At 60.5% G+C, this 26,331-nt stretch carries 21 protein-coding genes, 2 rRNA genes and 1 pseudogene (1 of these 24 cut by a window edge); 11 read left to right on the plus strand and 13 right to left on the minus strand.

From position 1 onward, the window contains the following. A pseudogene (locus ACVI9W_RS03600) lies at positions 1 to 507 on the minus strand (RNA polymerase sigma factor); the annotation flags it as partial. 114 nt (positions 508 to 621) lie between these two features. Beyond that, positions 622 to 876, minus strand: coding sequence for a hypothetical protein (locus tag ACVI9W_RS03605; protein WP_038612906.1), 255 nt, complete (start codon positions 874 to 876; stop codon positions 622 to 624). A gap of 130 nt (positions 877 to 1,006) precedes the next feature. On the opposite strand from ACVI9W_RS03605, the gene ACVI9W_RS03610 reads away from it, so the two are divergent. After that, complete coding sequence (locus tag ACVI9W_RS03610) at positions 1,007 to 1,327, plus strand: ElaB/YgaM/YqjD family protein (protein WP_461529220.1); 321 nt, start codon at positions 1,007 to 1,009, stop codon at positions 1,325 to 1,327. On the opposite strand, the gene ACVI9W_RS03615 is transcribed toward ACVI9W_RS03610, so the two are convergent. Both ACVI9W_RS03615 and ACVI9W_RS03620 read right to left on the minus strand, forming a co-directional pair. Next, complete coding sequence (locus ACVI9W_RS03615; RefSeq protein WP_461529221.1) at positions 1,322 to 1,951, minus strand: response regulator transcription factor; 630 nt, start codon at positions 1,949 to 1,951, stop codon at positions 1,322 to 1,324. The genes ACVI9W_RS03610 and ACVI9W_RS03615 overlap by 6 nt on opposite strands. Positions 1,952 to 1,965: 14 nt before the next feature. After that, the gene (locus tag ACVI9W_RS03620; RefSeq protein ID WP_461529222.1) at positions 1,966 to 3,750 is read right to left on the minus strand and encodes a PAS domain S-box protein; all 1,785 of its coding nucleotides are present in this window, start codon (positions 3,748 to 3,750) and stop codon (positions 1,966 to 1,968) included. Positions 3,751 to 3,952: 202 nt separating this feature from the next. Between ACVI9W_RS03620 and ACVI9W_RS03625 the strand changes: the two genes are divergently transcribed. The 3 genes from ACVI9W_RS03625 to ACVI9W_RS03635 all read left to right on the plus strand — a co-directional run bounded on the left by ACVI9W_RS03625 (position 3,953) and on the right by ACVI9W_RS03635 (position 8,569). Next, positions 3,953 to 5,575 (plus strand): acyl-CoA synthetase, encoded by a 1,623-nt coding sequence (locus ACVI9W_RS03625; RefSeq protein ID WP_038612915.1) that lies wholly within the window; start codon positions 3,953 to 3,955, stop codon positions 5,573 to 5,575. A gap of 25 nt (positions 5,576 to 5,600) precedes the next feature. Then, positions 5,601 to 7,370, plus strand: a complete 1,770-nt coding sequence (locus ACVI9W_RS03630) for an acyl-CoA dehydrogenase C-terminal domain-containing protein (protein ID WP_461529223.1) — start codon at positions 5,601 to 5,603, stop codon at positions 7,368 to 7,370. A 191-nt stretch (positions 7,371 to 7,561) separates the two neighbouring features. After that, on the plus strand, positions 7,562 to 8,569 hold the full coding sequence (locus ACVI9W_RS03635; RefSeq protein WP_461529224.1) for a FecR family protein: 1,008 nt from the start codon (positions 7,562 to 7,564) through the stop codon (positions 8,567 to 8,569). A gap of 30 nt (positions 8,570 to 8,599) precedes the next feature. On the opposite strand, the gene ACVI9W_RS03640 is transcribed toward ACVI9W_RS03635, so the two are convergent. Continuing rightward, positions 8,600 to 9,919: a Na+/H+ antiporter family protein gene (locus ACVI9W_RS03640; RefSeq protein WP_191832144.1), complete on the minus strand. Its 1,320-nt coding sequence runs from the start codon at positions 9,917 to 9,919 to the stop codon at positions 8,600 to 8,602. A gap of 259 nt (positions 9,920 to 10,178) precedes the next feature. Between ACVI9W_RS03640 and ACVI9W_RS03645 the strand changes: the two genes are divergently transcribed. Continuing rightward, the gene (locus ACVI9W_RS03645; protein WP_461529225.1) at positions 10,179 to 12,326 is read left to right on the plus strand and encodes a methyl-accepting chemotaxis protein; all 2,148 of its coding nucleotides are present in this window, start codon (positions 10,179 to 10,181) and stop codon (positions 12,324 to 12,326) included. A gap of 37 nt (positions 12,327 to 12,363) precedes the next feature. On the opposite strand, the gene ACVI9W_RS03650 is transcribed toward ACVI9W_RS03645, so the two are convergent. Further along, on the minus strand, positions 12,364 to 14,316 hold the full coding sequence (locus tag ACVI9W_RS03650) for a S8 family serine peptidase (RefSeq protein ID WP_461529226.1): 1,953 nt from the start codon (positions 14,314 to 14,316) through the stop codon (positions 12,364 to 12,366). A gap of 180 nt (positions 14,317 to 14,496) precedes the next feature. Here ACVI9W_RS03650 and ACVI9W_RS03655 point away from each other — a divergent pair, with 180 nt between their 5' ends. From ACVI9W_RS03655 to ACVI9W_RS03670, 4 genes are all read left to right on the plus strand, one after another. Continuing rightward, the gene (locus ACVI9W_RS03655) at positions 14,497 to 15,504 is read left to right on the plus strand and encodes an ABC transporter substrate-binding protein (RefSeq protein ID WP_461529227.1); all 1,008 of its coding nucleotides are present in this window, start codon (positions 14,497 to 14,499) and stop codon (positions 15,502 to 15,504) included. Next, on the plus strand, positions 15,501 to 16,367 hold the full coding sequence (locus ACVI9W_RS03660; protein ID WP_461529228.1) for an ABC transporter permease: 867 nt from the start codon (positions 15,501 to 15,503) through the stop codon (positions 16,365 to 16,367). The genes ACVI9W_RS03655 and ACVI9W_RS03660 overlap by 4 nt, the downstream gene beginning before the upstream one ends. A gap of 48 nt (positions 16,368 to 16,415) precedes the next feature. After that, entirely contained in the window at positions 16,416 to 17,282 is an 867-nt protein-coding gene (locus ACVI9W_RS03665; protein WP_461529229.1) for a LysR family transcriptional regulator, read from the plus strand. Positions 17,283 to 17,392: 110 nt separating this feature from the next. Then, complete coding sequence (locus tag ACVI9W_RS03670; protein WP_461529230.1) at positions 17,393 to 18,310, plus strand: AEC family transporter; 918 nt, start codon at positions 17,393 to 17,395, stop codon at positions 18,308 to 18,310. 50 nt (positions 18,311 to 18,360) lie between these two features. On the opposite strand, the gene ACVI9W_RS03675 is transcribed toward ACVI9W_RS03670, so the two are convergent. The 5 genes from ACVI9W_RS03675 to ACVI9W_RS03695 all read right to left on the minus strand — a co-directional run bounded on the left by ACVI9W_RS03675 (position 18,361) and on the right by ACVI9W_RS03695 (position 22,173). Beyond that, positions 18,361 to 19,461, minus strand: coding sequence for a polyamine ABC transporter substrate-binding protein (locus ACVI9W_RS03675; protein WP_157193275.1), 1,101 nt, complete (start codon positions 19,459 to 19,461; stop codon positions 18,361 to 18,363). Positions 19,462 to 19,569: 108 nt separating this feature from the next. Further along, a complete protein-coding gene (locus ACVI9W_RS03680) occupies positions 19,570 to 20,886 on the minus strand; it encodes a sensor histidine kinase (RefSeq protein WP_191832152.1) in 1,317 nt (438 codons plus the stop codon). Continuing rightward, entirely contained in the window at positions 20,883 to 21,551 is a 669-nt protein-coding gene (locus tag ACVI9W_RS03685) for a response regulator transcription factor (RefSeq protein ID WP_191832153.1), read from the minus strand. The genes ACVI9W_RS03680 and ACVI9W_RS03685 overlap by 4 nt, the downstream gene beginning before the upstream one ends. Continuing rightward, the gene (locus ACVI9W_RS03690; protein ID WP_157193278.1) at positions 21,551 to 21,865 is read right to left on the minus strand and encodes a PepSY domain-containing protein; all 315 of its coding nucleotides are present in this window, start codon (positions 21,863 to 21,865) and stop codon (positions 21,551 to 21,553) included. The genes ACVI9W_RS03685 and ACVI9W_RS03690 overlap by 1 nt, the downstream gene beginning before the upstream one ends. Beyond that, positions 21,865 to 22,173, minus strand: coding sequence for a PepSY domain-containing protein (locus ACVI9W_RS03695; RefSeq protein WP_191832154.1), 309 nt, complete (start codon positions 22,171 to 22,173; stop codon positions 21,865 to 21,867). Before ACVI9W_RS03695 ends, ACVI9W_RS03690 begins: the two co-directional genes overlap by 1 nt. A gap of 159 nt (positions 22,174 to 22,332) precedes the next feature. Between ACVI9W_RS03695 and ACVI9W_RS03700 the strand changes: the two genes are divergently transcribed. Both ACVI9W_RS03700 and queD read left to right on the plus strand, forming a co-directional pair. Further along, a complete protein-coding gene (locus ACVI9W_RS03700) occupies positions 22,333 to 23,412 on the plus strand; it encodes a patatin-like phospholipase family protein (RefSeq protein WP_461529231.1) in 1,080 nt (359 codons plus the stop codon). A 52-nt stretch (positions 23,413 to 23,464) separates the two neighbouring features. Continuing rightward, positions 23,465 to 23,821, plus strand: a complete 357-nt coding sequence (queD, locus tag ACVI9W_RS03705; protein ID WP_010226613.1) for a 6-carboxytetrahydropterin synthase QueD — start codon at positions 23,465 to 23,467, stop codon at positions 23,819 to 23,821. A gap of 117 nt (positions 23,822 to 23,938) precedes the next feature. Here the strand turns inward: queD and rrf are convergent. Together rrf and ACVI9W_RS03715 are read right to left on the minus strand one after the other, a co-directional pair. Then, positions 23,939 to 24,054: ribosomal RNA gene (gene rrf / locus ACVI9W_RS03710) — 5S ribosomal RNA — on the minus strand. Positions 24,055 to 24,192: 138 nt separating this feature from the next. Beyond that, positions 24,193 to 26,331, minus strand: a 23S ribosomal RNA gene (locus tag ACVI9W_RS03715) (it continues 751 nt past the right edge of the window).

Genomic DNA, 26,331 nt, shown 5'->3' on the forward strand with positions numbered 1-26,331 from the left:
GTGTTTGAGCCAGTCACGGCAGTGGCGCAGGGCCTGGCCGATGTATTTTGCCACCATGCTCTCGGAAACGCCCAGCTGTTGTGCGATCTGCGCCTGGGTCAGGCCTTCGACGCGATTCAGCAACAATGCCTGGCGAGCGTTGGGAGACAGCTGCAGCAGTGCTTCGTCCAGTTGTGCCAGGCGTTCGCGGGCCAGCAACGCAGCTTCCGGTGCAGGTGCCGGGCACGGTACCTGGCTTGCGGCTGCGCTGTCGTCGAGATTGCCGGCCATGCGCTGCTCGCGGCGCAGGGTATCGATGGCCAGGTTGCCGGCCACGCGAAAGATGAAACTGCGCGCATGCAGCACCGGCAGCTCCTGCTGCTCGATCTTGACCAGCTTGAGGTAGGTTTCCTGAGCCACATCAGCCGCCCGCTGACGGTCGCTCATGCGCCGGGTCAGGAACTGCAGCAGGTCATCGTAATGTTCCTGGAAACTGGCCAGCAGCCCGGACACGGGAGACGTCAACATGGAGGGGGTCGGTGGGCCTTGGCAACGGAAGTCAGACGTTAATGAGAAACAGTATCGTTCAAAAGACCGACAGGTTTCAACGTCTCCGTGCTTTCGCAGCAGGCCTGGCGGGCGTTACTTGGCCGCGGCCATCAGTTTGTTGACTTCACTACGGACCATATTGGCGAACTCGGGCGGCGACATGCCGTCCAGTTCGGAGCGCACCCATTCGGCCCACTTGCCCTTGCGCCGGGGCTTTTCGGCGATCAGCCGCGCGGCCTCGCCCTTGGCCTTGCCCAGGTTGGTCTGCCAGAGCTCGAACAGTCGCGCTTTCTCGTCCTCGATCTGCGCCCGTTCGGCGAAGCTCTTGTTGGCCAGATTGAAACTCATGAGGGTGTCCTGCCGCTGGAAAATAGGCGCTATCTTACACTGTAGCGGCAAAGGCCCGGCAAACCGCTGCAACTTTCCGCGCCCACCGGTATCCATTGTTCAATACCCATCAATCGACGAGGAAGTGTCCATGGCCAGGAAAACCACAGTGCAAGCCGAAGCCGAGCAAATCAAGGATCAGGCGTTCAGCGAACTGCAAGCCCTGATCGAAGACTCGGAAAAGCTGCTGCGCGACAGCGCCGCGCTGGTTGGCGAAGATGCCGAAACCCTGCGCGCCCAGATCGGGCTCAAGCTAAAGCAGGCGCGCGAAGCGGTTGGCAGCGTGCGCAGCAGGGCACAGCCAGTGGTCGATGCCACTCAGGATTACATTGGTGGGCATCCGTGGCAGACAGTGGCGATTTCGGCGGGATTCGGCTTGCTGGTGGGGCTGTTGCTCGGGCGACGCTCATAAGCGCAAGCCCAATGGCTGCACCAAGCCACAAGCAATCGCCATCCCCACCAACGCAGGCAGGTGCTCGGCTTCCATGCGCTTCATCACCCGTGCCCGATACAGGTCCACGGTCTTTACACTAACCTCAAGCTGCTCGGCTATCTCGCGGTTGCTGAAGCCCTGCACCAGTGGCACGAACACATCCCGCTCACGCGGTGTCAGGCTGTCGATCCGCGCCTGCACCGCCGCTCGCGGTCCACTGTCCGCAAGGGCCTGGGATGACCGCTCGAGCGCCGCCTGGACCGCGTCCAGCAACAGCTGGTCGTTGTACGGTTTTTCAATGAAATCACAGGCACCGGCCTTGAACGCCCGGACCACGATCGGCACGTCGGCATGGCCGCTGAGGAAGATCACCGGCAACTCGACAGCGCGCGCGCGCAAGGCCTCTTGCACACTCAGCCCGCCCATCCCGGGCATACGTACATCGAGCAGCACACAGGCGGGCAAGTGTGCGTCACAGGCCTCCAGAAACGCCTGGCCGCTGGTAAAGGGCAACGCCTGGATACCGACCGACTCCAGCAGCCAGACCGTGGAATCGAGCATGCCCTGGTCATCGTCGACCACATAGACTTTCGGTTGCTGCATTACACTTCCTCTGTTCAGACACTTGCCACTGGCGCCAGCCGGCAACACAAAATCAAGCCCCCCGCCGCACCCAGCATCGCCTGCAAGGTACCGCCAAAGCCTTCGATGATACTGCGGCTCATGCTCAGGCCAAGGCCCAGGCCTTCCGGCTTGCTGGTGTTGAAGGGGGTGAAAATACCGTCCAGACGCGCTGCCGGCACACCTGGGCCCTGATCGCTGACCTGTATGAGTAATTGCCCTTCGGTCAGCGCTGCGCTGAGCACGATACGCGAGGGTTGGCCCTGATGCTGCTCGCGGTTGGCGTCGATTGCATTGCGCAACAGGTTGAGCAATACCTGTTCGAGCAAGACCCGGTCGGCGTAAACCGCAGGAAGTGGATCGCCGATCTGCAGCTCGATGCTCACCTGGTCGCGCGCCGCCTCCCAATCGCACAGGCGTACCGCTTCAATCGCGACATCGGCAATGGCCAACGCCTGCAGGCGCCGCGGCTCTTTGCGTAAAAACGCACGCAAGCGCTTGATGACTTCGGCGGCGTGAGTCGCCTGTTCACTGATGCGCTGCAAACCCTGGGCGACCCGCAGGGCGGCCTGCGGATCACGATCCAGGGCTTGCAGGTAACGCTGACTGGCGCTGGCGTAATTAACCACAGCGGCCAGCGGCTGATTGATTTCATGAGCGATGCCGGAGGCCAGTTCGCCAAGGGTGATCAACCGCGCGCTGTGGGCCAGCTCGTCCTGATGGCGGCGTTGCTGGCTTTCGCGCAATTCGCGCTCGGTCATGTCGCGGGCCACCAGCGAGTAGTAACGCTCACCACCGGTGCCGCGATGGGCCAGCAACACCAACGACACCGGAAACGCCGCCGCACCCTGCCAGGGAATCAGTCGCGTCTCGGCATGCCAGACACCCGTCTGTTCAGCGCACTGCCAGCCTTCGCGCTCCAGGCGTTGCTGCAACGCCGGATCGAGCAATGCCTGCAACCCCGGCAACGCCTCCACGTCCTGCAGCCCCAGCGCCCGACGCGCCGAACGATTGAGGTAACTGAGCTGGCCGCCACGGTCGGTGAACAGCACCAGGTCGGTGTTGGCCTCCACTACTTCGGCCAGGCGTCGGCGGTTTTCCTGCGCCTCGATGCGTACGCTGATGTCGCGCGAGACGCTGACAATCTCCACCACCGCACCGGTATAGGTCTCGCGTATCGCCCGGCTGGCAATCTCGAACCACAAGTCGCGGCCATCACGATGACGCACCCGGCAGGTCATGGTCTGGTAACCGTCCTGCTCCAGTGCCTGGGCGGCCTGCAGCAACGACTGCTGGCGGTCCTGAGGGTGAAACAGTGATTGCACCGCAACCCCGCGCAATTCCTCGGGCCAATAGCCAAGCAATCGATAGGACGCTGGCGAGGCATCGAGAAAGCAGCCGTCGGGACTGTGCCGGGAAATCAGGTCGGTGGTGTTTTCGGTGATCAGTCGATACAGGCGCCGGGCCTGGCTGGCCTCCCGCTCAGCCAGGCGCTCGGCCGTGGCGTCACGGCAACGCACCAGCACCTGGTCGGCGCTGGCGGGTATGAAGGTCCACAGCAAGATCTTGTCAGCCACCGACGCTTCGACATCAGAGATGGCGCGCGCCTGGCTCAGGCAAGCGTTGACCAACGCCTGTACGTTACTCGGCAACCAATAGTCGACCGTACGCGCCGGCCAGGGACCGAGCATCGCCTGCAAGGCCGGATTGACTGCCAGCACGACGGCGGATGCATCCAGGATAAGGCTGGGCTGTGGGTCGCTGGCGAGCAAATACGTCATGGCGGCGCTCAAAGGGTGGCCTTGAAGACGTCTATAGTACTTCTACTATATTGCTATAGTCTATCTTCCAAGTACCATAGCGTTTCACGTAAAAATTGTGACACCTGAAGGGCCTGCCCTTCACGACACCTGATCAGAGCTAACAATCAGCCACCGGGGGTTGCAGTACGCCATACGGGCGCCCCCTGCACAGGAACAATTCATGTCGATCTTCTCCCAGGGCCTGGCGCCCGCCCCTGTCAATCACCAGGCCCTGAGCCCCTTGAGTTTCATCGAACGCACGGCGGCGGTCTATGGCCAGTACCCGGCGGTGATTCATGGTGCCATCCGGCGCAACTGGCAACAGACCTACGAGCGCTCCCGACGCCTGGCCAGTGCCCTGGCCGGACGCGGTATCGGACAAGGTGACACGGTAGCCGTGATGCTGCCGAACATTCCGGCAATGCTCGAAGCGCACTTCGGTGTGCCGATGATTGGCGCCGTGCTCAATGCCCTCAACGTGCGCCTGGACGCCGAAGCCATTGCGTTCATGCTCGAACACGGTGAAGCCAAGGTGCTGATCACCGACCGCGAATTCCACAAGGTCATCAGCGCAGCGCTGGCGCTGATGGAATACCCGCCGCTGGTGGTCGATGTCGATGATCCGGAATACGGCGAGGGCCAGGCGGTCAGCGACCTGGACTACGAGGCCTTTCTCGCCGAAGGCGACCCCGAGTTCGCCTGGCAATGGCCCGAGGATGAGTGGCAGGCCATTTCGCTGAACTACACCTCCGGCACCACCGGCAACCCCAAAGGCGTGGTCTATCACCATCGCGGCGCCTACCTCAACGCCCTGGGCAACCAGATGACCTGGGCCATGGGTAATCATCCGGTCTATCTGTGGACCCTGCCGATGTTCCACTGCAACGGCTGGTGCTACCCCTGGACCGTCACGGCGCTCGCAGGCACCCACGTATTCCTGCGCCGCGTCGACCCACAGCGGATCCTCACCCTGATCCGTGAACATCAGGTCAGCCACCTGTGCGGCGCGCCGATCGTGCTCAATGCCCTGATCAACATGCCCGAATCGGCCAAGGCGGCCATCGATCATCCGGTCAACGCCATGGTCGCCGGTGCCGCGCCACCGGCCAAGGTCATCGGCGCGGTGGAAGAAATGGGCATCAAGGTCACCCACGTCTACGGCCTGACCGAGGTCTACGGCCCGGTGACCGTGTGCGCCTGGCATGCCGAATGGGACGAGCAACCGCTGGCTGAACGGGCGCGGATCAAGTCGCGCCAGGGTGTGCGCTACCCCACCCTTGAAGGCCTGATGGTTGCCGACCCGCAGACCCTGGAGCCGGTGCAACGCGATGGCAACACCCTGGGGGAGATCTTCATGCGCGGCAACACGGTAATGAAGGGCTACCTGAAAAACCCCGAAGCCACCGCCGAAGCCTTCCGCGGCGGCTGGTTCCACACCGGCGACCTGGCGGTCTGGCATGCCGACGGCTATGTGGAGATCAAGGACCGGCTCAAGGACATCATCATCTCCGGCGGCGAGAACATCTCCACCATTGAGGTCGAAGACACCCTTTACAAACATCCGGCCGTACTCGAGGCCGCCGTGGTTGCCCGCCCGGACGAGAAGTGGGGCGAAACACCCTGCGCCTACATCACCCTCAAGGTTGGCTTCGAGCAGACCCGCGACACCGACATCATCAGTTTCTGCCGTGAGCACCTGGCGGGATTCAAGCTGCCCAAGACCGTGGTCTTCAGTGAATTGCCGAAAACCTCCACCGGCAAGATCCAGAAGTATCTGTTACGCGACTGGGCCAAGGCGCTCTGATCCCCCTTTGACAGCGAGAACCCGCATGCCTGAATTCAATGCTCCACTGCGCGACATGCGCTTTGTCCTTCATGAAGTGTTCCAAGGCCCGGCCCTGTGGGCACGCCTGCCGGCGCTGGGCGAACGAGTGGACGCCGATACCGCCGATGCCATCCTCGAAGAAGCGGCGAAAATCACCGGCCAGTTGATCGCCCCGCTCAACCGCAGTGGCGATGAACAGGGCGTAACCTTTGACGCTGGCCAGGTACGCACCCCTGACGGTTTTGCCCAGGCCTGGCAGACCTACCGTGAAGGCGGCTGGGTCGGTCTTGCCGGCAACCCCGAGCACGGTGGCCTGGGCATGCCGAAAATGCTCGCGGTGCAGTTCGAAGAAATGCTTTATGCCGCCAACTGCAGCTTCAGCCTCTACTCGGCGCTGAGCGCAGGTTGCTGCCTGGCCCTCGACGCCCACGCCAGTGACGACCTCAAGGCCACTTACCTGCCGCCGCTGTACAGCGGCCAGTGGGCCGGCACCATGTGCCTGACCGAACCGCATGCCGGCACGGACCTCGGGATCATCCGCACCAAGGCGGACCCCGCCACCGATGGCAGTTACCGCATCAGCGGCACCAAGATCTTCATTACCGGCGGCGAGCAGGATCTGACCGAAAACATCATCCACCTGGTCCTGGCCAAATTGCCCGATGCCCCGGCCGGGCCCAAAGGTATCTCGCTGTTTCTGGTGCCCAAGTTCCTGGTCAATGCCGACGGCAGTCTGGGCCCGCGTAACCCGGCGCACTGCGGCTCGCTCGAGCACAAGATGGGCATCAAGGCCTCGGCCACCTGCGTGATGAACTTCGACGGCGCCACCGGCTACCTGATCGGCGAGGCGAACCGTGGGCTGGCAGCCATGTTCACAATGATGAACTACGAGCGCCTGTCCATCGGCATCCAGGGCATCGGCTGCGCCGAAGCCTCCTACCAGAACGCCGCGCGCTACGCCCAGGACCGCCTGCAAAGCCGGGCCGCCAGCGGAGCGCAAGCTCGCGACAAGGTGGCCGACCCGATCATTGTCCACCCGGATGTTCGCCGCATGCTGCTGACCATGCGGGCCCTGACCGAAGGTGGACGGGCCTTCGCCACCTATGTCGGCCAGCAACTGGACATCGCCAAGTACGCCGAAGATACCGAAGAGCGCGACCTCGCCCAGCGCCAGGTAGCCCTGCTGACGCCGGTGGCCAAGGCATTCTTCACCGACAACGGCCTGGAAAGCTGTGTGCTCGGCCAGCAGGTGTTCGGCGGTCACGGCTACATCCGCGAGTGGGGTCAGGAACAGCTGGTGCGAGATGTGCGCATCGCGCAGATCTACGAAGGCACCAACGGTATTCAGGCCCTCGACCTGCTGGGTCGCAAGGTGGTGGCGGACGGTGGCCGGGCACTGGCCGAATTCACCGGGCAGATTCGCCATTTCTGTGAGCAGGACACGCCCTACCGCGAGCCACTGCTCAAGGCCACCAGTGACCTGCAAAGCCTCAGCCAGTGGTTGAGCGAGCAAGCCCGCGATGACGCCAACGCCGTCGGTGCCGCCTCGGTCGAATATCTGCAGCTGTTTGGCTACGTGGCTTATGCCTATATGTGGGCGCGCATGGATGCCGTGGCCACAGCGAACCTGGCGCAAGACCCGGCTTTCTACGCGGCTAAACGTGCAACCGCGGCGTTCTTCTTCGCTCGCTTGCTGCCACGTACCTTGTCGCTGCACGCCAGTATCCGGGCAGGCAGCACAGCCCTGTTCAGCCTGGCTGCCGAACACTTCTGAAACAGAACGCTACCGTCAGTCGCCCGCGGTAGCGCCGCTTGCCCCGTCATCAGACGGGGTATAGCTGCGAATTCAGTGCTTTTACCGGATTTTTCACGGTGAAAAATCTTACAACTGATAGTCATTCGCCATTATCCCGGGTTCTCGCCGCCTACGCTGCAAGGGTAGAATAGGCAAAACCGGGAGCCTCGATGAACCACACCAGCCACAGCGCCGACGAATACGATGCCATCACCGATGCCGCCGCGCATTGGTGCCTGCGTTTGCAAGCTGAGGACTGCACAACAGCCGAACGCCTGGCGTTTGAGCAATGGCTGGCTGCCGACCCGCTGCATGCCCAGGAATACCAGGCCATGCTGGATATCTGGCAGACCGCCGATCATCTGCCGCGCAGCGCCACACCCGGTAATGTCATCAACCTACCCCGGCGGCGTCAAAGCGCCTGGCGCCACTATGCCTCGGCCGCTGCCATCGCTCTGGTGGCGCTGCCGGTCGGTGCCTGGGTCGGCTGGGAACAAGGCTGGCTGCCTAACCACTATCAGTACCTGGAAAGCGGCGACGCCATCAGTCATGTCGTACTCAGCGATGGTAGCCAGGTCGAACTGAACCTGGGGAGCGAATTGCGCTTCACCAACTACAAGGACCAACGCCGGGTCACCCTGGTCAAAGGCGAAGCCTTCTTCAAGGTCCGGCACGACAGCCAGCACCCCTTCATAGTGCATGCCGCCCAGGGCCAGACCCGCGTCACCGGCACCCAGTTCAATGTCTGGAAGTATGAAGATCAGGTCAAAGTGACCCTGATCGAAGGTTCGGTGCTGGTCAGCAGCGATGCCAGCGACAGCGATGGGGGCTATCGCCTGGGCCCCGGCATGCAGGCAAGCTACCAGGCCGGTGACTACGAACCGCGCCTGAGCCAGACCTATGCCCAGGACACCAGCCTGGCCTGGCGCAATGGCAAATTGATCCTCGACAACCTGAGCCTGGCCCAGGCCCTGCCGCAGATCAACCGCTACCTGGAGCAGCCGCTGCTGCTGGCCGACGAAAACACTGGCAGCATTCGTATCAGTGGCATTTACGACACGAAGCAGATCAAGCGTCTGGTCAGCAACCTGCCCAAGGTGTTGCCGGTCTATCTGACCCGCAACAAGGACGGCAGCATGCTCCTCAACCGCATCTCGCCACCGCCGGCACGGGGCTGAGCCTCACGCTCAACCCCGCTTGGCTGCGCACTACAGCGTCATTGCCGCCAGCCAGCCGAACGCCAGCAGTGGCAGGTTGTAGTGAATGAAGGTCGGCACCACGGTGTCCCAGATATGGTGATGCTGGCCGTCTACGTTCAAACCAGAGGTCGGGCCCAGGGTCGAATCCGAGGCCGGTGAGCCGGCATCACCCAGTGCACCAGCGGTGCCGACGATGCACACGGTGGCGACCGGGTCAAAGCCCAGCTGCACACACAGCGGCACAAAGATCGCGGCAAGAATCGGCACCGTGGAAAACGACGAGCCGATGCCCATGGTCACCAGCAGCCCCACCAGCAACATCAGCAGTGCGCCAACCCCCTTGCTGTGGTCGATCCACACTGCCGACGTCTCGACCAGGCTCTTGACCTCACCGGTAGCCTTCATGACCTCGGCGAAACCGGAAGCGGCAATCATGATGAAGCCGATCATGGCCATCATTTTCATGCCTTCGGTAAACAGGTCATCGGTGTCCTTCCAGCGCACGATGCCCGACACCGAGAAAATCAGAAAACCGACCATGGCGCCGATGATCATCGAATCCAGCCACAGCTGAATGATGAACGCCGCTGCGATGGCAACCCCGGCAACCAGCAGGGTCAACGGGTTGTAGCGCACCGCCACCTGCTCGACCTGCTCGATTTTTTCCAGGTCATAGACACGCTTTTTGCGGTAGCTGAAAAACACCGCCAGGAGCAGGCCGAAAAGCATGCCCGCTGCCGGAATGGCCATGGCGTGGGTGACGTTGACCGCGCTGACATCCACCCCGCTACGGCTGACGTTGGCCAGCAGAATCTCGTTGAGGAAGATGTTGCCAAAGCCCACCGGCAGGAACATGTAAGGCGTGATCAAACCAAAGGTCATCACGCAGGCCACCAGGCGCCGGTCGATCTGCAGCTTGGTCAGCACATAGAGCAGCGGCGGCACCAGCAGGGGAATGAAGGCAATGTGGATCGGCAGGATGTTCTGCGAGGAAATCGCCACCAGCAACAGCAAGCCGATCAGCAGCCATTTGACCTTGCCACCATCGGCATGCCCTTGCTTGCCAACCATCGCCAGGGCGCGGTCGGCCAAGGCATGGGCCATGCCGGACTTGGCAATCGCCACTGCAAAGGCACCCAGCAGGGCATAGGACAAGGCCACGGTGGCACCGCCGCCGAGCCCACCGTTGAATGCTTTGAGCGTTCCTTCGATTCCCAGGCCGCCCACCAATCCGCCAGCCAGCGCGCCGACGATCAGGGCGATCACCACATGCACGCGGGACAGACTCAAGATCAGCATGATGCCGACCGCGGCAATTACTGCATTCATTCCTGTGACCTCTAGAAACCAGACAAAAAGCGACCGATTCGGCGACAAACTGCCCGGGAGCAGTGGCCGAACGACGGGTATTTTTATGGAGGGCGCACACTCTGAAGCAGGCCCTCGCGCTTGTCAAAGTTCACTGGGCGATTGCTGTCGTAGGAATGCACGAAAACGACGCATTTAAATTGATCGTTTGAATAAAGAAAGCGGCGTATCCGCCGATAACGTCGGCAGCCTCAATCTTTTTGGATCAAAGGACTTCGCCATGTCGTTCAGACAACTCTCCATTCAGTGGAAAATCACCCTGCTCGCCGGTTTGTGCCTGGCCAGCATCGTTACCCTGCTGGTGGGCCTTTCGTTGTACCGCATGGGACACAGCTCGGAGCTGGTCAAGACCAGCAGCATGCAGATGCTCACCGAGTCAGCCCAGGGACGCATCGAATCCCAGGGCGAAGTCCAGGCCTTGAACATTCGTCGCCAGTTCATGGATGCCTATCAGTACGGTGCCGGTTTCTCCCGTCAGGTCCTGTTCCTGCGCGAACAGGCCGAAAAGCGCTTTCTCGATGCCTTCGACCTGCGCGAAGACATGACCCGCCAGGTACGCGCCGCCTTGCAGGCCAACCCCGACCTGCTCGGCCTGTCGCTGGTTTTCGAACCCAATGCGCTGGACAACAAGGACGAACTGTTCGTCAACCAGGAGCAACTGGGCAGTAACGAAAAAGGCCGCTTTGCCCTGTACTGGTCGCAACCGACGCCAGGCCAGCTGACCTCCATGGCCCTGCCGGAAAAAGACATGGCCGATACCAGCATTGGCCCCAGCGGCGAGCCGGCCAACACCTGGTCAGTGTGCCCACGCACCACCCGCAAGACCTGCGTGATTGAACCGTACTTCTATGAGATCAGCGGCCAGCAGGTGCTGATGACCAGCATCGTGTTCCCGCTGATGGTCGCCGACAAGGTAGTCGCCACCCTGTCCATCGACATCAACCTGAACAGCCTGCAGGCCATGAGCCAGCAAGCCAGCCGTAACCTCTACCAGGGCCAGACCCAGGTGAGCATCCTCAGCCCCGTGGGCCTGCTGGCCGGCTACAGCCCGGATGCCGGCAAACTGGCCCAGCGCTTTGATCAGGTCGATGCCGAGAAAGGCGCCGAAGTGATCCGCCTGCTGGCCGACAGCACGCCCATTCACAGCATCCATCACAAGCAGCGCCTGAAGGTCCTGGCTTCCTTTGCCCCGATCCCGGGTGGCAAGTCCTGGGGCGTGCTGCTCGACGTTCCGGAAAGCGCTCTGACCGGCCCGGCCGAGGCCCTCAAGCAGGAACTCGACCGCAGCAACACCAGCGGCACCCTGATCGAGCTGGGTCTGGGCGCGTTGGCGGCCATCGTCGGCCTGCTGCTGATCTGGCTGATGGCCCGCAGCGTGACCCGGCCGATCCTCGGTGTCGCGGCCATGCTCAAGGACATCGCCAGTGGCGAAGGCGACCTGACCCGTCGCCTGCAGTACGACAAACGCGACGAACTGGGCGAACTGGCCGGCTGGTTCAACCGCTTCCTGGACAAACTGCAGCCGACCATTGCCGAGGTCAAGCGCTCGGTCCAGGCGGCCCGCGACACCGCCGACCAGTCCTCGGCGATTGCCAGCCAGACCAGCGCTGGCATGGAGCAGCAGTACCGCCAGGTCGATCAGGTCGCCACTGCTTCGCATGAAATGAGCGCCACCGCCCAGGACGTTGCCCGTAGCGCGGCCCAAGCCGCCCAGGCGGCCCGCGACGCCGATCAGGCCACTCGCCAGGGCCTGTCGGTCATCGACCGCACCACCACCAGCATCGACACCCTGGCCGCCGACATGAGCACCGCCATGGCTCAGGTCGAAGGCCTGGCCGAGAACAGCGAGAAGATCGGCTCGGTACTGGAAATCATCCGCTCCATCGCCGAACAGACCAACCTGCTGGCCCTCAACGCCGCCATCGAAGCCGCCCGCGCCGGTGAAGCAGGCCGCGGCTTTGCCGTGGTCGCTGATGAGGTACGCAACCTCGCCCGCCGCACCCAGGAGTCGGTGGAAGAAACCCGTCAGGTCATCGAAGAACTGCAGGCCGGTACCCGCGAAGTAGTGGGTGCCATGGACAGCAGCCATCGTCAGGCGCAAGGCAGCGTCGAGCAGGTCAGCCAGGCGGTCACCGCCTTGCAGCAGATCGGCGATGCGGTCACGGTGATCAGCGACATGAACCTGCAGATCGCCAGCGCTGCCGAAGAGCAGAGCGCCGTGGCCGAGGAAATCAACAACAACGTGGCGACCATCCGCGACGTGACCGAATCCCTCAGTGGACAGGCCAACGAATCGGCGCGGGTCAGCCAGTCGCTCAACAGCCTGGCCAACCAGCAGCAGGGATTGATGGATCAGTTCCGGGTCTGAGCCGTAACCCCTGGCGAGCGACGGTCACGCTTGCACATCAGAGTTCATCCTTGGGCGAGTGGAATCTGCCACCGCCCAGGATCTGATCGAGCAGGATCAAGGCGGCATGGACGTTCGGTCTTGCCCCCATCGGCAGAACGGATGAGTGGGGCAGCGTGGCATCCAGGTAGCCCGCTTGCATGACCAGCAGGTGCATCTGATCGGCATTCAAATAGACATGATGCTGCTCCATGGCATAGGACTGGATCAACGTGAGTGCACCAGTGACCAAAGGTGTGGCGCTTGAGGTCCCGCCATAGTTCGAGGTGTAATCCCGGTCGTTACCGGACTTGTCTTGCAGTCGATCTGGCTCTAAACCGAGCGTTGCCACGCTGTCCCCCCAGGCATTGAGCATCCGGTATGGGTAGGCAAAGTTCGAGTACTGATGGGGTTTACCATCCCATGACTGACAGGCGCCTATCAGGATGGCATTGGCATCTCCATGATCATGGAAATACGGCCATTGCGAGAGATTGACGCCATATCCCGCCGTGGTGCCTTTGTCGGCAATCGTTTTGGTACTGCCATTGCCCGCCGCGAAAACCACCACCGCACCTCGCTCGGTCAACGCTTTTGCCATGTCCCACCAGTCCCGCTCATGTATCGACGTTAAGAACGTCGACAACACCTTCACATTGGCCGAATGGCGATTGATGGCGACGATGTCCCCAGGTTCGACATGGCGCAGAAGATCCTTCGGCGTCCGGGCAAGTTTATCCCGATCCTGGGCCTTGTTGTTGTAGAGGTAAAGTTCGCTGGCGTGGCACATGCCGGTCATGCCGATACCGTTGGGCGTAGCCAGCAGGATCCCCACCGATTCGGTTCCATGGTTGGGGTTGCCATTGGGTTCCAGGGTAATGATCTTTAGGTTGGGATTGCCTCGCAGGTCTTCATGGTTTGGAAACAGCCCGCCATCTGAAAAGTGCACCCGAGCCCCTTTTCCCGCAACCTGCTTCGCCCATGCCTTGCGGACATTCATGCCCTGGTATCTGGGGCCGGGTTCATTCAGGTAGGTTTGCAGCGGTTCGAAGTCAGGAGTGGGTTGTGCGTCGTCATAGGCTTTATTACCTGCCACCACGGCAGCGCCCGTGATCAGTGTCGCCAGCGCGACGGCAGCGCCAAGAATCAGGTTGCCCGGTTCGAGGTCAGGGGGCACGAAGTGAAGGGATTCAAGGTACTCCAGCGCCGCCAGGGTCTTGATCAGCGTCACATAGGTGTCGTTGAGCATACTCGCGGGCTGCTCCAGGTAGCAGTAATCCCTGAGTGCTACGAGTTTTTCGTCAACACGCTCCTGCTGCTCCAGAAAAGGCCGGGGGTCGATTACCTCCTTCAGCCTGGGCCAGAGGCGCACGAGGGTGGACCCTGAGTCAGGCTCAAGCTCGGACAGGAATCGCTCAAAGCCTCCAACGTTGAACTTGAGCACCAAAGGCGGGTAGGACTTGCCAGGCTCCGCATAAGGGAACGGTTCCAGCGACTTGCCATACGGGTCCACCGCCTGCTCCTCGCCAGCAGGTTCGTTGCCCTGCTCATCCGCCACGGACCGTCTGCCCCTGCCTCTGGCGGCATCAACCAGCACAGTGTCAAGAATGCCTCTGCTCAGTTCGCCGTCGTTGATGACAATGACCAAGGGCTCCATCACCAGCGAGCGAGAAGAATCGACAGGCAGATCCGACACATCATCCATCACCCTGATCTGCGGTCTGATCGTGTAGGTACCTGTCACCGTCTCAGCGTGCAGAGTGGCAGGACAACCGTGATCGCTCAGGGCGCCACTGTGGGCCTGGGAATACACGGATTTTGCATCAATCCGCACAGGTCCTTCAGGTCCGGCCTTCTCCAGCTCATAACGGATGCTTTTCACTTTGCTCAGGCCATTGCCGATACAGCGCACGTGGAATTTTCCATCAAAACGAAAATTGCGGTAGTAAACGAAGCTCACATCAAGATTCATAGGTTCAACCTTCAGTGTTTGCACCCGTACCCTTCGCCGGGCATGCCAACACGCATGCTCACCCTGGACTGGTCAGGTGTGCAGATAGAAGGAATTCCAGAACATCTGTGCCCGGACAGTACGCAACACCTCGTCGTCTACACTTGCCCGAACCCGTAGACCGCCAACAACGAGGCCCTGATGAAAAGCATCCCGACGCTGCTGGCCGGCCTGTTGCTCGCTCTAGGCCTGGCTAGCGCTACGGCCAGCGAACCACGCAAGCCCATCCACTTCGGCGACATCACCTGGGAAAGCGGCAGCCTGACCACCGAAATCCTGCGCCTGATCGTCGAGAAGGGTTACGGCTACCCCACCGAAACCCTCCCCGGCAGCACCGTGAGCATGGAGGTGGCTCTGGCGCGCAACGACATCCAGGTGATTGCCGAAGAATGGGCCGGTCGCAGCCCGGCCTGGATCAAGGCCGAACAGGCCGGTCAGGTGTTCGCCATCGGCGACACGGTGAAGAACGCCGATGAAGGCTGGTATGTACCTGAATACGTGATCAAGGGGGATGTTGCTCGCGGCATCAAGGCCCTGGCCCCGGAGTTGCACGCGGTGGGTGATCTGAAGCAGTACAAGGACGTCTTCAAGGACCCGGAGACACCTGACAAGGGCCGCTTCCTCAACAGCCCCAGCGGCTGGACCTCCGAGATCGTCAACAGCCAGAAGCTCAAGGCCTATGGCCTGGACAACGACTACGTGAACTTTCGCAGTGGCTCCGGTGCCGCCCTGGATGCCGAAATCACCTCGGCGATCCGCCGCGGTAAGCCGGTGCTGTTCTACTACTGGTCGCCTACCCCGTTGATGGGCCGCTTCTCTCTGGTTCGCCTGGAAGAGCCGCCATTCAACGAAGCGGCCTGGAAGACCCTGACCGACGCCAACAACCCCAATCCACAAGGCTCACGGTCACTGCCCGCGAAGTTGTCGATCGGTGTCTCCGCACCTTTTCGCAACGAGTTTCCGCAACTGGTCGAGTTCTTCGCCAAGGTCGACATCCCCATCGACACCTTGAACAAAGCCTTGGCGCAGATGAGCGAAAAACGCGAATCTCCCAAGGATGCCGCGCTGAAATTCATGCGTGATCATCCGGCCACCTGGAAAGCCTGGCTACCCAGCGAAGTCGCCGAACGCGTCGAGGCCGGCTTGTGAGTGGAGGCTTTCCAGAAACCCTGCACTTCTCCTTCGCCGACAGCGTCAACCGTTTCGTCGACTGGCTGGTGTTGGCTTACGGCGATCAGTTGCGCAGCGTCTCCGAAGGCCTGCTGCAATTGCTGGTCGCGCTGGAAAACCTGTTGCGTGCAACACCCTGGTGGTTATTACTGCTGGTCGTCGCACTGCTCACCTGGCATGCCAGTCGCAGCGTGATCCGGGCGCTGGTGCTGAGCGGCTTGCTGTTTTTGATCGGGGTGATCGGTTTGTGGGACAAGCTCCTGCAAACCTGTGCTCTGGTGCTGGTGAGTACCGGGCTGTGCATCCTGATCGGTGTGCCTATCGGTGTATTGCTGGCCAGCCGGCCACGGGCACGCCAGTTGTTGTTGCCGGTACTCGATGTCATGCAGACCCTGCCCAGCTTCGTCTACCTGATTCCGGTGCTGATGCTGTTTGGTCTGGGCAAGGTTCCGGCGATTTTCGCCACCTTGATCTACGCGCTACCGCCGCTGATCCGCTTGACCGAACTGGGGTTGTCACAGATCGATCCGTCCCTGACCCAGGCCGCCCAAGGGCTGGGCGCCGGACGCTGGCAACGCCTGCGCCGGGTCATGCTGCCACTGGCCATGCCGAGCATCATGGCCGGGCTCAATCAATCGGTGATGATGGCCCTGTCGATGGTGGTGGTTGCCTCGATGATCGGCGCGCGCGGCCTGGGCGAAGATGTGCTGGCGGGGATTCAGACCTTGAATGTCGGCAAGGGCATGGAAGCCGGGTTGGCGATAGTCGCGCTGGCAATGGTGATCGACAGGATTACCCAGGCCTATGGCCAGCCGAAGCCGGGTACTTTCAATCAACGTTGATCGACGCCATGATGAGCCTCCCCTCCCCGGCATAATCGGAGCCCGCGTTTGTCGCTCAAAGCCCTGCGCACCCTGGTCACCATCGCTCGCCATGGCACCTTCGCCCGTGCCGCCGACGTCCTCAGTCTGACCCCCTCGGCGGTCAGCCTGCATATCCGCAGCCTGGAGGAAGAGCTGCAGGTCAGCCTGTTCGACCGTAGCCGGCGCCAGGTCAGCCTGACCGAAGCCGGGCATCTGGCGGTCGAGCGCGCCGAGGGCATCCTCGCCGCCTATGATGAGATGGCAGACGCGCTGGTCAGCGGCCCGGGGCTGCGCGGCCGACTGAAGATTGGTGCCATCCACACCGCATTGGCCGGGCGCCTGCCAGCGGCGCTGGTGCAGATCAAAGCCGAGCATCCGCACCTGCATATCAGCGTGCTCTCGGGCATGTCCGCCGAGCTTGCCCGGCGCGTCGAGGACGGTGAACTGGATGCCGCCATCACCACCGAGCCTGTACCTCCCTACCCGGCCAACCTGGACTTCACCCCGCTTTACCAGAACCGCTTCTGGGCCGTTGCCGGGCCGGGTTTTGCCGGTGCAAACTTGAGGGAGTTACTCGCCAGCCAGCCATTCCTGCGCTTTGACAAACGTGCCTGGGCCGGACGCATCATCGAGCAGGAGCTGCGCAAACAACAGTTGCCGGTCAGCGAGCAGATGGAACTGGACAGCCAGCAAGCCCTGACGCACATGGCCTCGATGGGCCTGGGCGTGGCCATCGTGCCCCTGGCCGACGAAGACTTGCAGCACCTGCCCGCGGTGACCTTGCTGCCCTTTGGCGACCCCCAGCGCGTACGTCATGTCGGCTTGCTCGAACATGCCAGCAGCCGTCGGCGCCACCTGACCGCCGTGCTGAAAAGCACCTTGGGCCAACCATGAAGTTTTCCTCAACGGTTGCTTGAGAATTCAGCGTTTTTTTCTTTCATTGCCACAGGCTAGCCTGATGTCGACTCCCACAAGGGAGCGCTGACTGATAGGGAAATTGCCTGATGCTGAACCTGATCCTTGCCACCATCGTCCCCATCGCCCTGCTGATTGCGCTGGGCCGCTGGCTGCGGATCCAGGGGTTTCTGGGTGAGAGTTTCTGGCCAGCGGCCGAGCGCCTGAGCTACTTCGTGTTGCTCCCTGCGCTGTTCATGCATGGGCTGTCGACAGCCGACCTTACTGGCCTGCCGGTGTTCGACATGGTTGCAGTGTTGCTGCTCTCGACGCTGATTGGCGCCACCTTGCTGGTGCTGTGCAGGGGCGTAGTCGCCAGTGATGGTGCCAGTTTCACCTCGGTGTTCCAGGGTGGTGTGCGCTTCAACAACTACATTGGCGCGACGTTGGCCGCCGGGATCTATGGCACGGGCGGGATCGCCCTGGCTGCCGTGGCCAATGCCGCCATCGTGCCCACGGTGAACGTGCTGTGCGTCATGGTCTTTGCCCACTACAGCGGTACGCGCAGTTCGGCTGCTGCTGTGATCAAGGCGATTTGCCGTAACCCATTGATCGTTGGCTGCGCAATCGGAATTACCCTGCGCATTACCGGAACAGGGCTGCCAGCGGGCATCGAACCGACCGTGAAAGCGCTCGGTCAGGCAGCCTTGCCATTGGGCCTGCTGTGCGTCGGTGCCGCACTGGGTAGCAGTGCGCAGGGGCTGGGCCCGCGTCCACTGCTGGCAGCCTCGCTATTCAAGTTCGTGGTGCTGCCACTGACAACCTACGGAGTCTGTCGAATACTCGGACTCAGCGGCCAGGCGGCAATCGTGGCCATTCTGTTCCAGGCCCTGCCGACCGCTTCGTCGTCCTATGTCATGGCCCGGCAAATGGGCGGCAATGCGCCGCTGATGGCCAACATCATTGCCTTGCAGACCTTACTGGCGGCGCTGACGCTACCGGTGATGCTGAGCCTGACGCTGGCTTGAGTCTGCCTGCAGAGGCGGCGCAGTTCCTGTGCGCCGCCACCGCGTAACGATTACTTATCCGACTTGATGCTGGTCCACACCCGGGTACGCACACGCTCAAGCTTCTGCGGCAGCGGTTGCACCACATAAAGCTTGGCCAGGGCTTCCTGGGTTGGGGTCAGGTTCGGGTTGCCGGTAATTTCCGGTTTGATGAGTGCTAACGAATCTTTGTTGGCGTTGGGATAGCCGAGAAAATCACTGATCGGGGCGATGACTTTCGGGTCCATCAGGTTGTTGAGAAACTCATGGGCTTCGGCAACATTCTTCGCGCTTTTCGGAATCGCAAAGGTGTCGAACCAGATCGGTGCCCCTTCTTTAGGCAAGCGCCAGTCAACCACTACACCATTGCCCGCCTCCTTGGCGCGGTTGCCAAACTGGTAAAAGCTGCCGGAATAGCCGATGGCGACACAGATGTCACCGTTGGCGATGTCGGTCATGTACTTCGCGGAGTTGAAGTAGGTGACATAGGGCCGGATCTTCAACATCAGGGCCTTGGCTTTTTCATAGTCGTCAGGGTTCTGGCTGTTGGGGTCCAGGCCAAGGTAGTGCAAGGCAATCGGCAAAATTTCCGAAGGTGTGTCGAGCATGGCCACGCCACAGGACTTGAGTTTCTCCATGTTCTCGGGCTTGAACACCAGGTCCCAGCTGTCCACCGGCGCCTGCTCACCCAGCGCGGCCTTGACCTTGGCCGGGTTGAAGCCGATCAACACCGTGCCGTACATATAGGGCACACCGTACTGGTTACCCGGGTCGTTGCGGTCGAGGAGTTTGAGCAGTACCGGGTCCTGATGGCGCCAGTTGGGCAACTTGCTCTTGTCCAGTTTCTGAAAGACACCCGCCTTGATCTGGGTATCGAGAAACTGGTTCGAAGGCACCACCAGGTCGTAGCCCGAGTTGCCGGTGAGCAATTTGGCTTCCAGGGATTCGTTGGTGTCGAAGGTGTCCCAAGTGACTTTGATGCCAGACTGCGCGGCAAAATCCTTGGGCACGGATGGCAAGATATAGTCCGCCCAGTTGTACACCCTCAACTCTCGTACTTCGGCATGCACGGCGCCGGCCAACAGCGTCAGTGCCCCAACGCCGACAGCAAGCATACGTTTCAGTGTGGCCATGGATTATTCCCCCGAGTTTGGCCTTCTGATTCTTGCTGAGGGTTTTGACGGATCACAGTGTGTGGTTGGCCAAAAAGAGATCGTAATGGCCAATTTTCGTGGACAGTGTTAACCCCTACGCGGCAGCGCGATACTGACCCGTAACCCGCCAAGGGGGCTGTCTTGCAGTGTCATCTGCCCGCCCCAGACTTCAACGATGTCGCGCACGATGCCCAATCCCAGGCCATGTCCATCGACCTGCTCATCCAGCCGGGTACCGCGTTCGAGCACTTGCTGGCGATCAGACTCAGGAATACCCGGTCCATCGTCGTCGATCACCAGTTGATAACGCTCGGCCTGCTCTTCGATCGTCAACCGCACTTCGCTGTCAGCCCACTTGCAGGCGTTATCCAGCAGGTTGCCGAGCAGTTCGAGCAGGTCCTCCCGGTCCCAGGGCAACAGCAGGCCGGGCGGCACACGCTGGCTGAGTTCCAGGCCTTCGCCATGGATCATGCCCAGCGTTGACAGCAACCCGGGCAGCTCGGCATCACAATCGAATTGCGCGCCGGGCAGAGCATCACCCGCCAGCCGGGCACGGTTGAGTTCACGACTCAGACGCTGCTGGATCTGTTGCAGTTGCTCGCGCAGTTGTACGCGGACCTGCGGCGCGTCCTTCAACTGTTCGCTGGAAGCCAGGCTCAGCAGCACCGCCAACGGCGTCTTCAGCGCGTGCCCAAGGTTGCCCAGGGCATTGCGTGAACGGCGCAGGCTGTCTTCGGTGTGAGCCAACAGATGGTTGATCTGTGCGACCAGCGGCTCGAGCTCGCTAGGCACCTGGGTGTCGAGCTGCGAGCGCTTGCCTTGTTGCAACTGCGCGATCTGCCCGCGCACACGTTCAAGTGGGCGCAATGAGCGGGTGACGGTGATGCGTTGCAGTACCAGTACCAGAATCAGGGCGACCAGGCCCAGGCCCAGGCCGATCTGTTGCATGCGGCGAAACTGATCGCGCACCGGGGTGTAATCCTGGGCGACACTGATCGAAATGGGCTGGCCAAAGCGCCGGTAATCGCTGCGCAGCACCAGCAATTGCTGGTTCTCCGGGCCAAGCTGCAGATCGGTGTGCAGGCCGCTACTGGCTGGCGCAGGCATGTCCAGGTCCCAAAGCGAGCGGGAACGCCAGCTGCCACCGTCGAAATCGATGCGAAAGTAATAGCCGGAGAACGGCCGCTGGTAGGCCGAGGAAAGCCGCCGCTCATCCAGCTCCAGGCCCGACTGCCCGCGCACCAGCGCGATCAGCAGGTTTTCGCTTTCCTTGCGCAAACCTGTCTCCAGGTAGCGCTGCAAGCCCACTTCGAACAACCACAGACTCAACTGCGCCAGGGCCAGACCTACCAGCACCAGTACCGCAATCAGGCCAAGACTCAAGCGCGCCTGGATCGACTTCACTCGGCACTCCCGGCATAGCGGTAGCCTTGCCCGCGGCGCGTCTCGATGACGCTGCGGCCGAGCTTGCGGCGCAGGTGATTGACGTGGACTTCCAGCACATTGGAATCGCGCTCGGTCTCACCGTCATAGAGATGCTCGGCCAGATGGCTCTTCGACAGAATCTGCTGCGGGTGCAACATGAAGTAGCGCAACAGGCGAAATTCCGCAGCGGTGAGCTGGATATCGACGCCGTCACGGGTCACGCACTGGCGCCCTTCATCGAGTTGCAGACCGGCCGCCTCCAGGGTTGGCTGATTGGCCAGGCCACGGGCGCGACGCAGCAACGACTGCACACGCAACATCAGCTCTTCCGGGTGGAAGGGCTTGCTCAGGTAGTCGTCGGCACCGGCCTTCAGCCCCTCGATACGCTCCGCCCAGGAGCTGCGCGCAGTCAGAATCAGCACCGGCGTGGCCAAACCACCGGCGCGCCACTGGGCCAGTACTTCAAGCCCTGACAACCCGGGCAAGCCAAGGTCGAGGATGATCAGGTCATAGGGTTCGCTGCTGCCCTGGTAGACCGCGTCCCGGCCATCAGCCAGCCAGTCGACCGCATAGCCCTGGCGCTGCAGGCCCTGGGTCAGTTCATCCGCCAGCGGGACGTTGTCTTCGACCAGTAACAGGCGCATCAGTCATCTTCCTCGTCTTTGAGCAACGCTCCGTTGGATGCATCGAGTTTGATCTCGCGCACCACGCCTTCAGGGGTCAGCAATTCGACTTCGTACTCGTAGCGGCCGTGCTTGTGTTCCAGTTCCGCCTCCAGCAACTTCGCCCCGGGATAGCGTCCCAGGGCGTCATTGAGCAACTGTTCCAGCGGCAGGATCACGCCCTGCTGGCGTAACTGCAGGGCTTCGTCCTGATCAAGGTCACGGGCCGATGCCAGCGAACAAAGTACCAACAGCGCAACGAGTACCGTCTGCGCTGTTCGCGTGCAAACGCTCATTATTTGTCCTGGACGTCCTTGAGGATTTCACCGGTCTTGGCGTCCAGATCCACGTCCCATTCGACGTTCTGGGCATCGCGCAGATCGATCTTGTAGACAAGGCGACCGTAGACATCTTCCAGCTCGGACTCTTTGATCGTGGCGCCTGGATGCTTGGCCAGCGCTTTGGCATTCAAGTCATCCAGCGACAGGATGGTTTTGTCCTGAACCAGCTTGGTGACTTCATGCATAGGAATGTCTTTGGCCAGTGCGACATTGGCGCCCAGGGCAAGGGCAGCGGTCACGAACAGGGCAGTCAAAGTTTTCATGGTGTCTCTCCGTTGAGATCAATAATGTTTCTACGGGGCCTAGATTAACCAACCGAACTTAATTGAAGCTGAAAACAACTGGCGACATGATAGCGCACCCCTACCCCACAACTGGACCGCTGTTCTTTATAATTGCCGGCTCCAGACAGCGAGGCCCGTATGAGCGCAATCCATATCAAGTACCCGGCCCTGACGCTCAAGGCCGGCACTCGCGCCTTGCAGCGCATCCGCGAACATGGATTACAGGCTGCCGACGTGGGTGTGCTACCGGGCGCCGCAGGCGGCCCCAAGGCCCTTGGCATACAGGGCCTGGACTTGGCCTTATTCGGCCACTGGCTGCCCAGCGCCCCCCGTGAGCGAGCGTTGATCGGTGCATCCATCGGTTCCTGGCGCTTTGCCAGTGCCTGCCTGCCCAACCCGGCACAGGCGTTGCAGCGCCTCGGAGAGCTTTACACCGAACAGGACTTCGCCAAAGGCGTCACCCAGGCCGAAGTCAGCCGTAGCTGCCAGCGCATGCTTGATGAACTGCTACAAGGGCGCGACGCGCAGATCCTCGAGAGCCCCGACTACCGCCTTAACATCATGGTGGTGAAAAGCCATGGGCTGCTGGCACATGATCACCGCGCACGTTTGGGAATGGGGCTTTCTTCGGTTATTGCCGACAACTTGATCGGCCGTCCCCGACTGGCCCGCCACTTTGAGCGAATTATCCTCCACGATGCCCGCAGCACCCCGCCGCTGCAGCCCCTGACCGACTTTCCTTCACGCTGCCTGCCGCTGGATGTGGCCAACCTGCGCCATGCCCTACTGGCTTCGGGTTCAATTCCAATGGTAATGGAGGGCGTACGCGATATTCCCGGCGTTGGTCAGGGCACTTACCGCGATGGTGGCCTGCTCGACTACCATCTGGACCTGCCGTACCAGGGCGACGACATTGTGCTCTACCCGCACTTTACCGATAAGGTGATCCCTGGCTGGTTCGACAAAGCCCTGCCCTGGCGGCGTGGCGATGCCCAACGCTTGCGCAATGTCCTGCTGCTGGCGCCTTCCGCTCAGTACCTGGCCAGCCTGCCTTACGGCAAGTTGCCGGACCGTAGCGACTTCAAGCGCTTCATGGGTGATGCCGGCAGCCGCCAGCGCTACTGGCACAAAGCAATCTCCGAAAGTCGGCGTCTGGGCGACGAGCTGCTTGAGCTGATAGAAACCGGCAGGCTGCACGCGCAACTGCAACCGCTGTAACGGTCATGCTGGTAAACTGCTTACCAGCATAGGCTTTCAGAGTTGAGACACCGTGGAAATTTTCAAAGAGTTCACCTTCGAGTCGGCACACCGCCTGCCGCACGTTCCGGAAGGGCACAAATGCGGCCGCCTGCACGGTCATTCGTTCAAGGTTGCCCTGCACCTGACCGGCCCACTGGACCCGCATACAGGCTGGATTCGCGACTTTTCCGAGATCAAGGCGATCTTCAAGCCGCTGTATGAACAGCTGGACCACAACTACCTGAACGACATTCCTGGCCTGGAAAACCCTACCAGCGAAGTGATCGCCAAATGGATCTGGGACCAGGTCAAACCGTTGCTGCCAGAACTGTCCAAGGTGCGCATTCATGAGACCTGCACCAGTGGTTGCGAGTACTACGGCGACTGACTTGGTATTCGATGTAATGAAACCACCCTGCGGGGTGGTTTTTTTTGCCTGGCGTTTGTGGAAGCAGAAAAGACAAAACCCCTACCTGCATACGCAGATAGGGGTTTCGGAATTTAATCTTGACGATGACCTACTCTCACATGGGGAAACCCCACACTACCATCGGCGATGCATCGTTTCACTGCTGAGTTCGGGATGGGATCAGGTGGTTCCAATGCTCTATGGTCGTCAAGAAATTCTGTTGCCAGAAGGTCTTGTTAGACACTCCAGCGAATTGGGTATGTGATGATTGTGAGTCGCAAACTTTCGGTTCGTTTCGTCTTCACAACACCGCAATCTGGTCATTTCGACGCAAATTGCTTGGGTGTTATATGGTCAAGCCTCACGGGCAATTAGTATTGGTTAGCTCAACGCCTCACAGCGCTTACACACCCAACCTATCAACGTCGTAGTCTTCGACGGCCCTTCAGGGAGCTCAAGGCTCCAGTGAGATCTCATCTTGAGGCAAGTTTCCCGCTTAGATGCTTTCAGCGGTTATCTCTCCCGAACATAGCTACCCGGCAATGCCACTGGCGTGACAACCGGAACACCAGAGGTTCGTCCACTCCGGTCCTCTCGTACTAGGAGCAGCCCCTCTCAAATCTCAAACGTCCACGGCAGATAGGGACCGAACTGTCTCACGACGTTCTAAACCCAGCTCGCGTACCACTTTAAATGGCGAACAGCCATACCCTTGGGACCGGCTTCAGCCCCAGGATGTGATGAGCCGACATCGAGGTGCCAAACACCGCCGTCGATATGAACTCTTGGGCGGTATCAGCCTGTTATCCCCGGAGTACCTTTTATCCGTTGAGCGATGGCCCTTCCATACAGAACCACCGGATCACTAAGACCTACTTTCGTACCTGCTCGACGTGTCTGTCTCGCAGTCAAGCGCGCTTTTGCCTTTATACTCTACGACCGATTTCCGACCGGTCTGAGCGCACCTTCGTACTCCTCCGTTACTCTTTAGGAGGAGACCGCCCCAGTCAAACTACCCACCATACACTGTCCTCGATCCGGATAACGGACCTGAGTTAGAACCTCAAAGTTGCCAGGGTGGTATTTCAAGGATGGCTCCACGCGAACTGGCGTCCACGCTTCAAAGCCTCCCACCTATCCTACACAAGCAAATTCAAAGTCCAGTGCAAAGCTATAGTAAAGGTTCACGGGGTCTTTCCGTCTAGCCGCGGATACACTGCATCTTCACAGCGATTTCAATTTCACTGAGTCTCGGGTGGAGACAGCGCCGCCATCGTTACGCCATTCGTGCAGGTCGGAACTTACCCGACAAGGAATTTCGCTACCTTAGGACCGTTATAGTTACGGCCGCCGTTTACCGGGGCTTCGATCAAGAGCTTCGCGTTAGCTAACCCCATCAATTAACCTTCCGGCACCGGGCAGGCGTCACACCCTATACGTCCACTTTCGTGTTTGCAGAGTGCTGTGTTTTTAATAAACAGTCGCAGCGGCCTGGTATCTTCGACCGGCATGAGCTTACGGAGCAAGTCCTTCACCCTCACCGGCGCACCTTCTCCCGAAGTTACGGTGCCATTTTGCCTAGTTCCTTCACCCGAGTTCTCTCAAGCGCCTTGGTATTCTCTACCCAACCACCTGTGTCGGTTTGGGGTACGGTTCCTAGTTATCTGAAGCTTAGAAGCTTTTCTTGGAAGCATGGCATCAACCACTTCGTCGCCTAAAGGCAACTCGTCATCAGCTCTCGGCCTTAAGATCCCGGATTTACCTAAGATCTCAGCCTACCACCTTAAACTTGGACAACCAACGCCAAGCTGGCCTAGCCTTCTCCGTCCCTCCATCGCAATAACTAGAAGTACAGGAATATTAACCTGTTTTCCATCGACTACGCTTTTCAGCCTCGCCTTAGGGACCGACTAACCCTGCGTCGATTAACGTTGCGCAGGAAACCTTGGTCTTTCGGCGTGGGAGTTTTTCACTCCCATTGTCGTTACTCATGTCAGCATTCGCACTTCTGATACCTCCAGCAAGCTTCTCAACTCACCTTCACAGGCTTACAGAACGCTCCTCTACCGCGTCACCTAAGTGACACCCGTAGCTTCGGTGCATGGTTTGAGCCCCGTTACATCTTCCGCGCAGGCCGACTCGACTAGTGAGCTATTACGCTTTCTTTAAAGGGTGGCTGCTTCTAAGCCAACCTCCTAGCTGTCTAAGCCTTCCCACATCGTTTCCCACTTAACCATGACTTTGGGACCTTAGCTGACGGTCTGGGTTGTTTCCCTTTTCACGACGGACGTTAGCACCCGCCGTGTGTCTCCCATGCTCGGCACTTGTAGGTATTCGGAGTTTGCATCGGTTTGGTAAGTCGGGATGACCCCCTAGCCGAAACAGTGCTCTACCCCCTACAGTGATACATGAGGCGCTACCTAAATAGCTTTCGAGGAGAACCAGCTATCTCCGAGCTTGATTAGCCTTTCACTCCGATCCACAGGTCA

It is taken from the genome of Pseudomonas sp. 210_17 TE3656 (assembly GCF_054821965.1).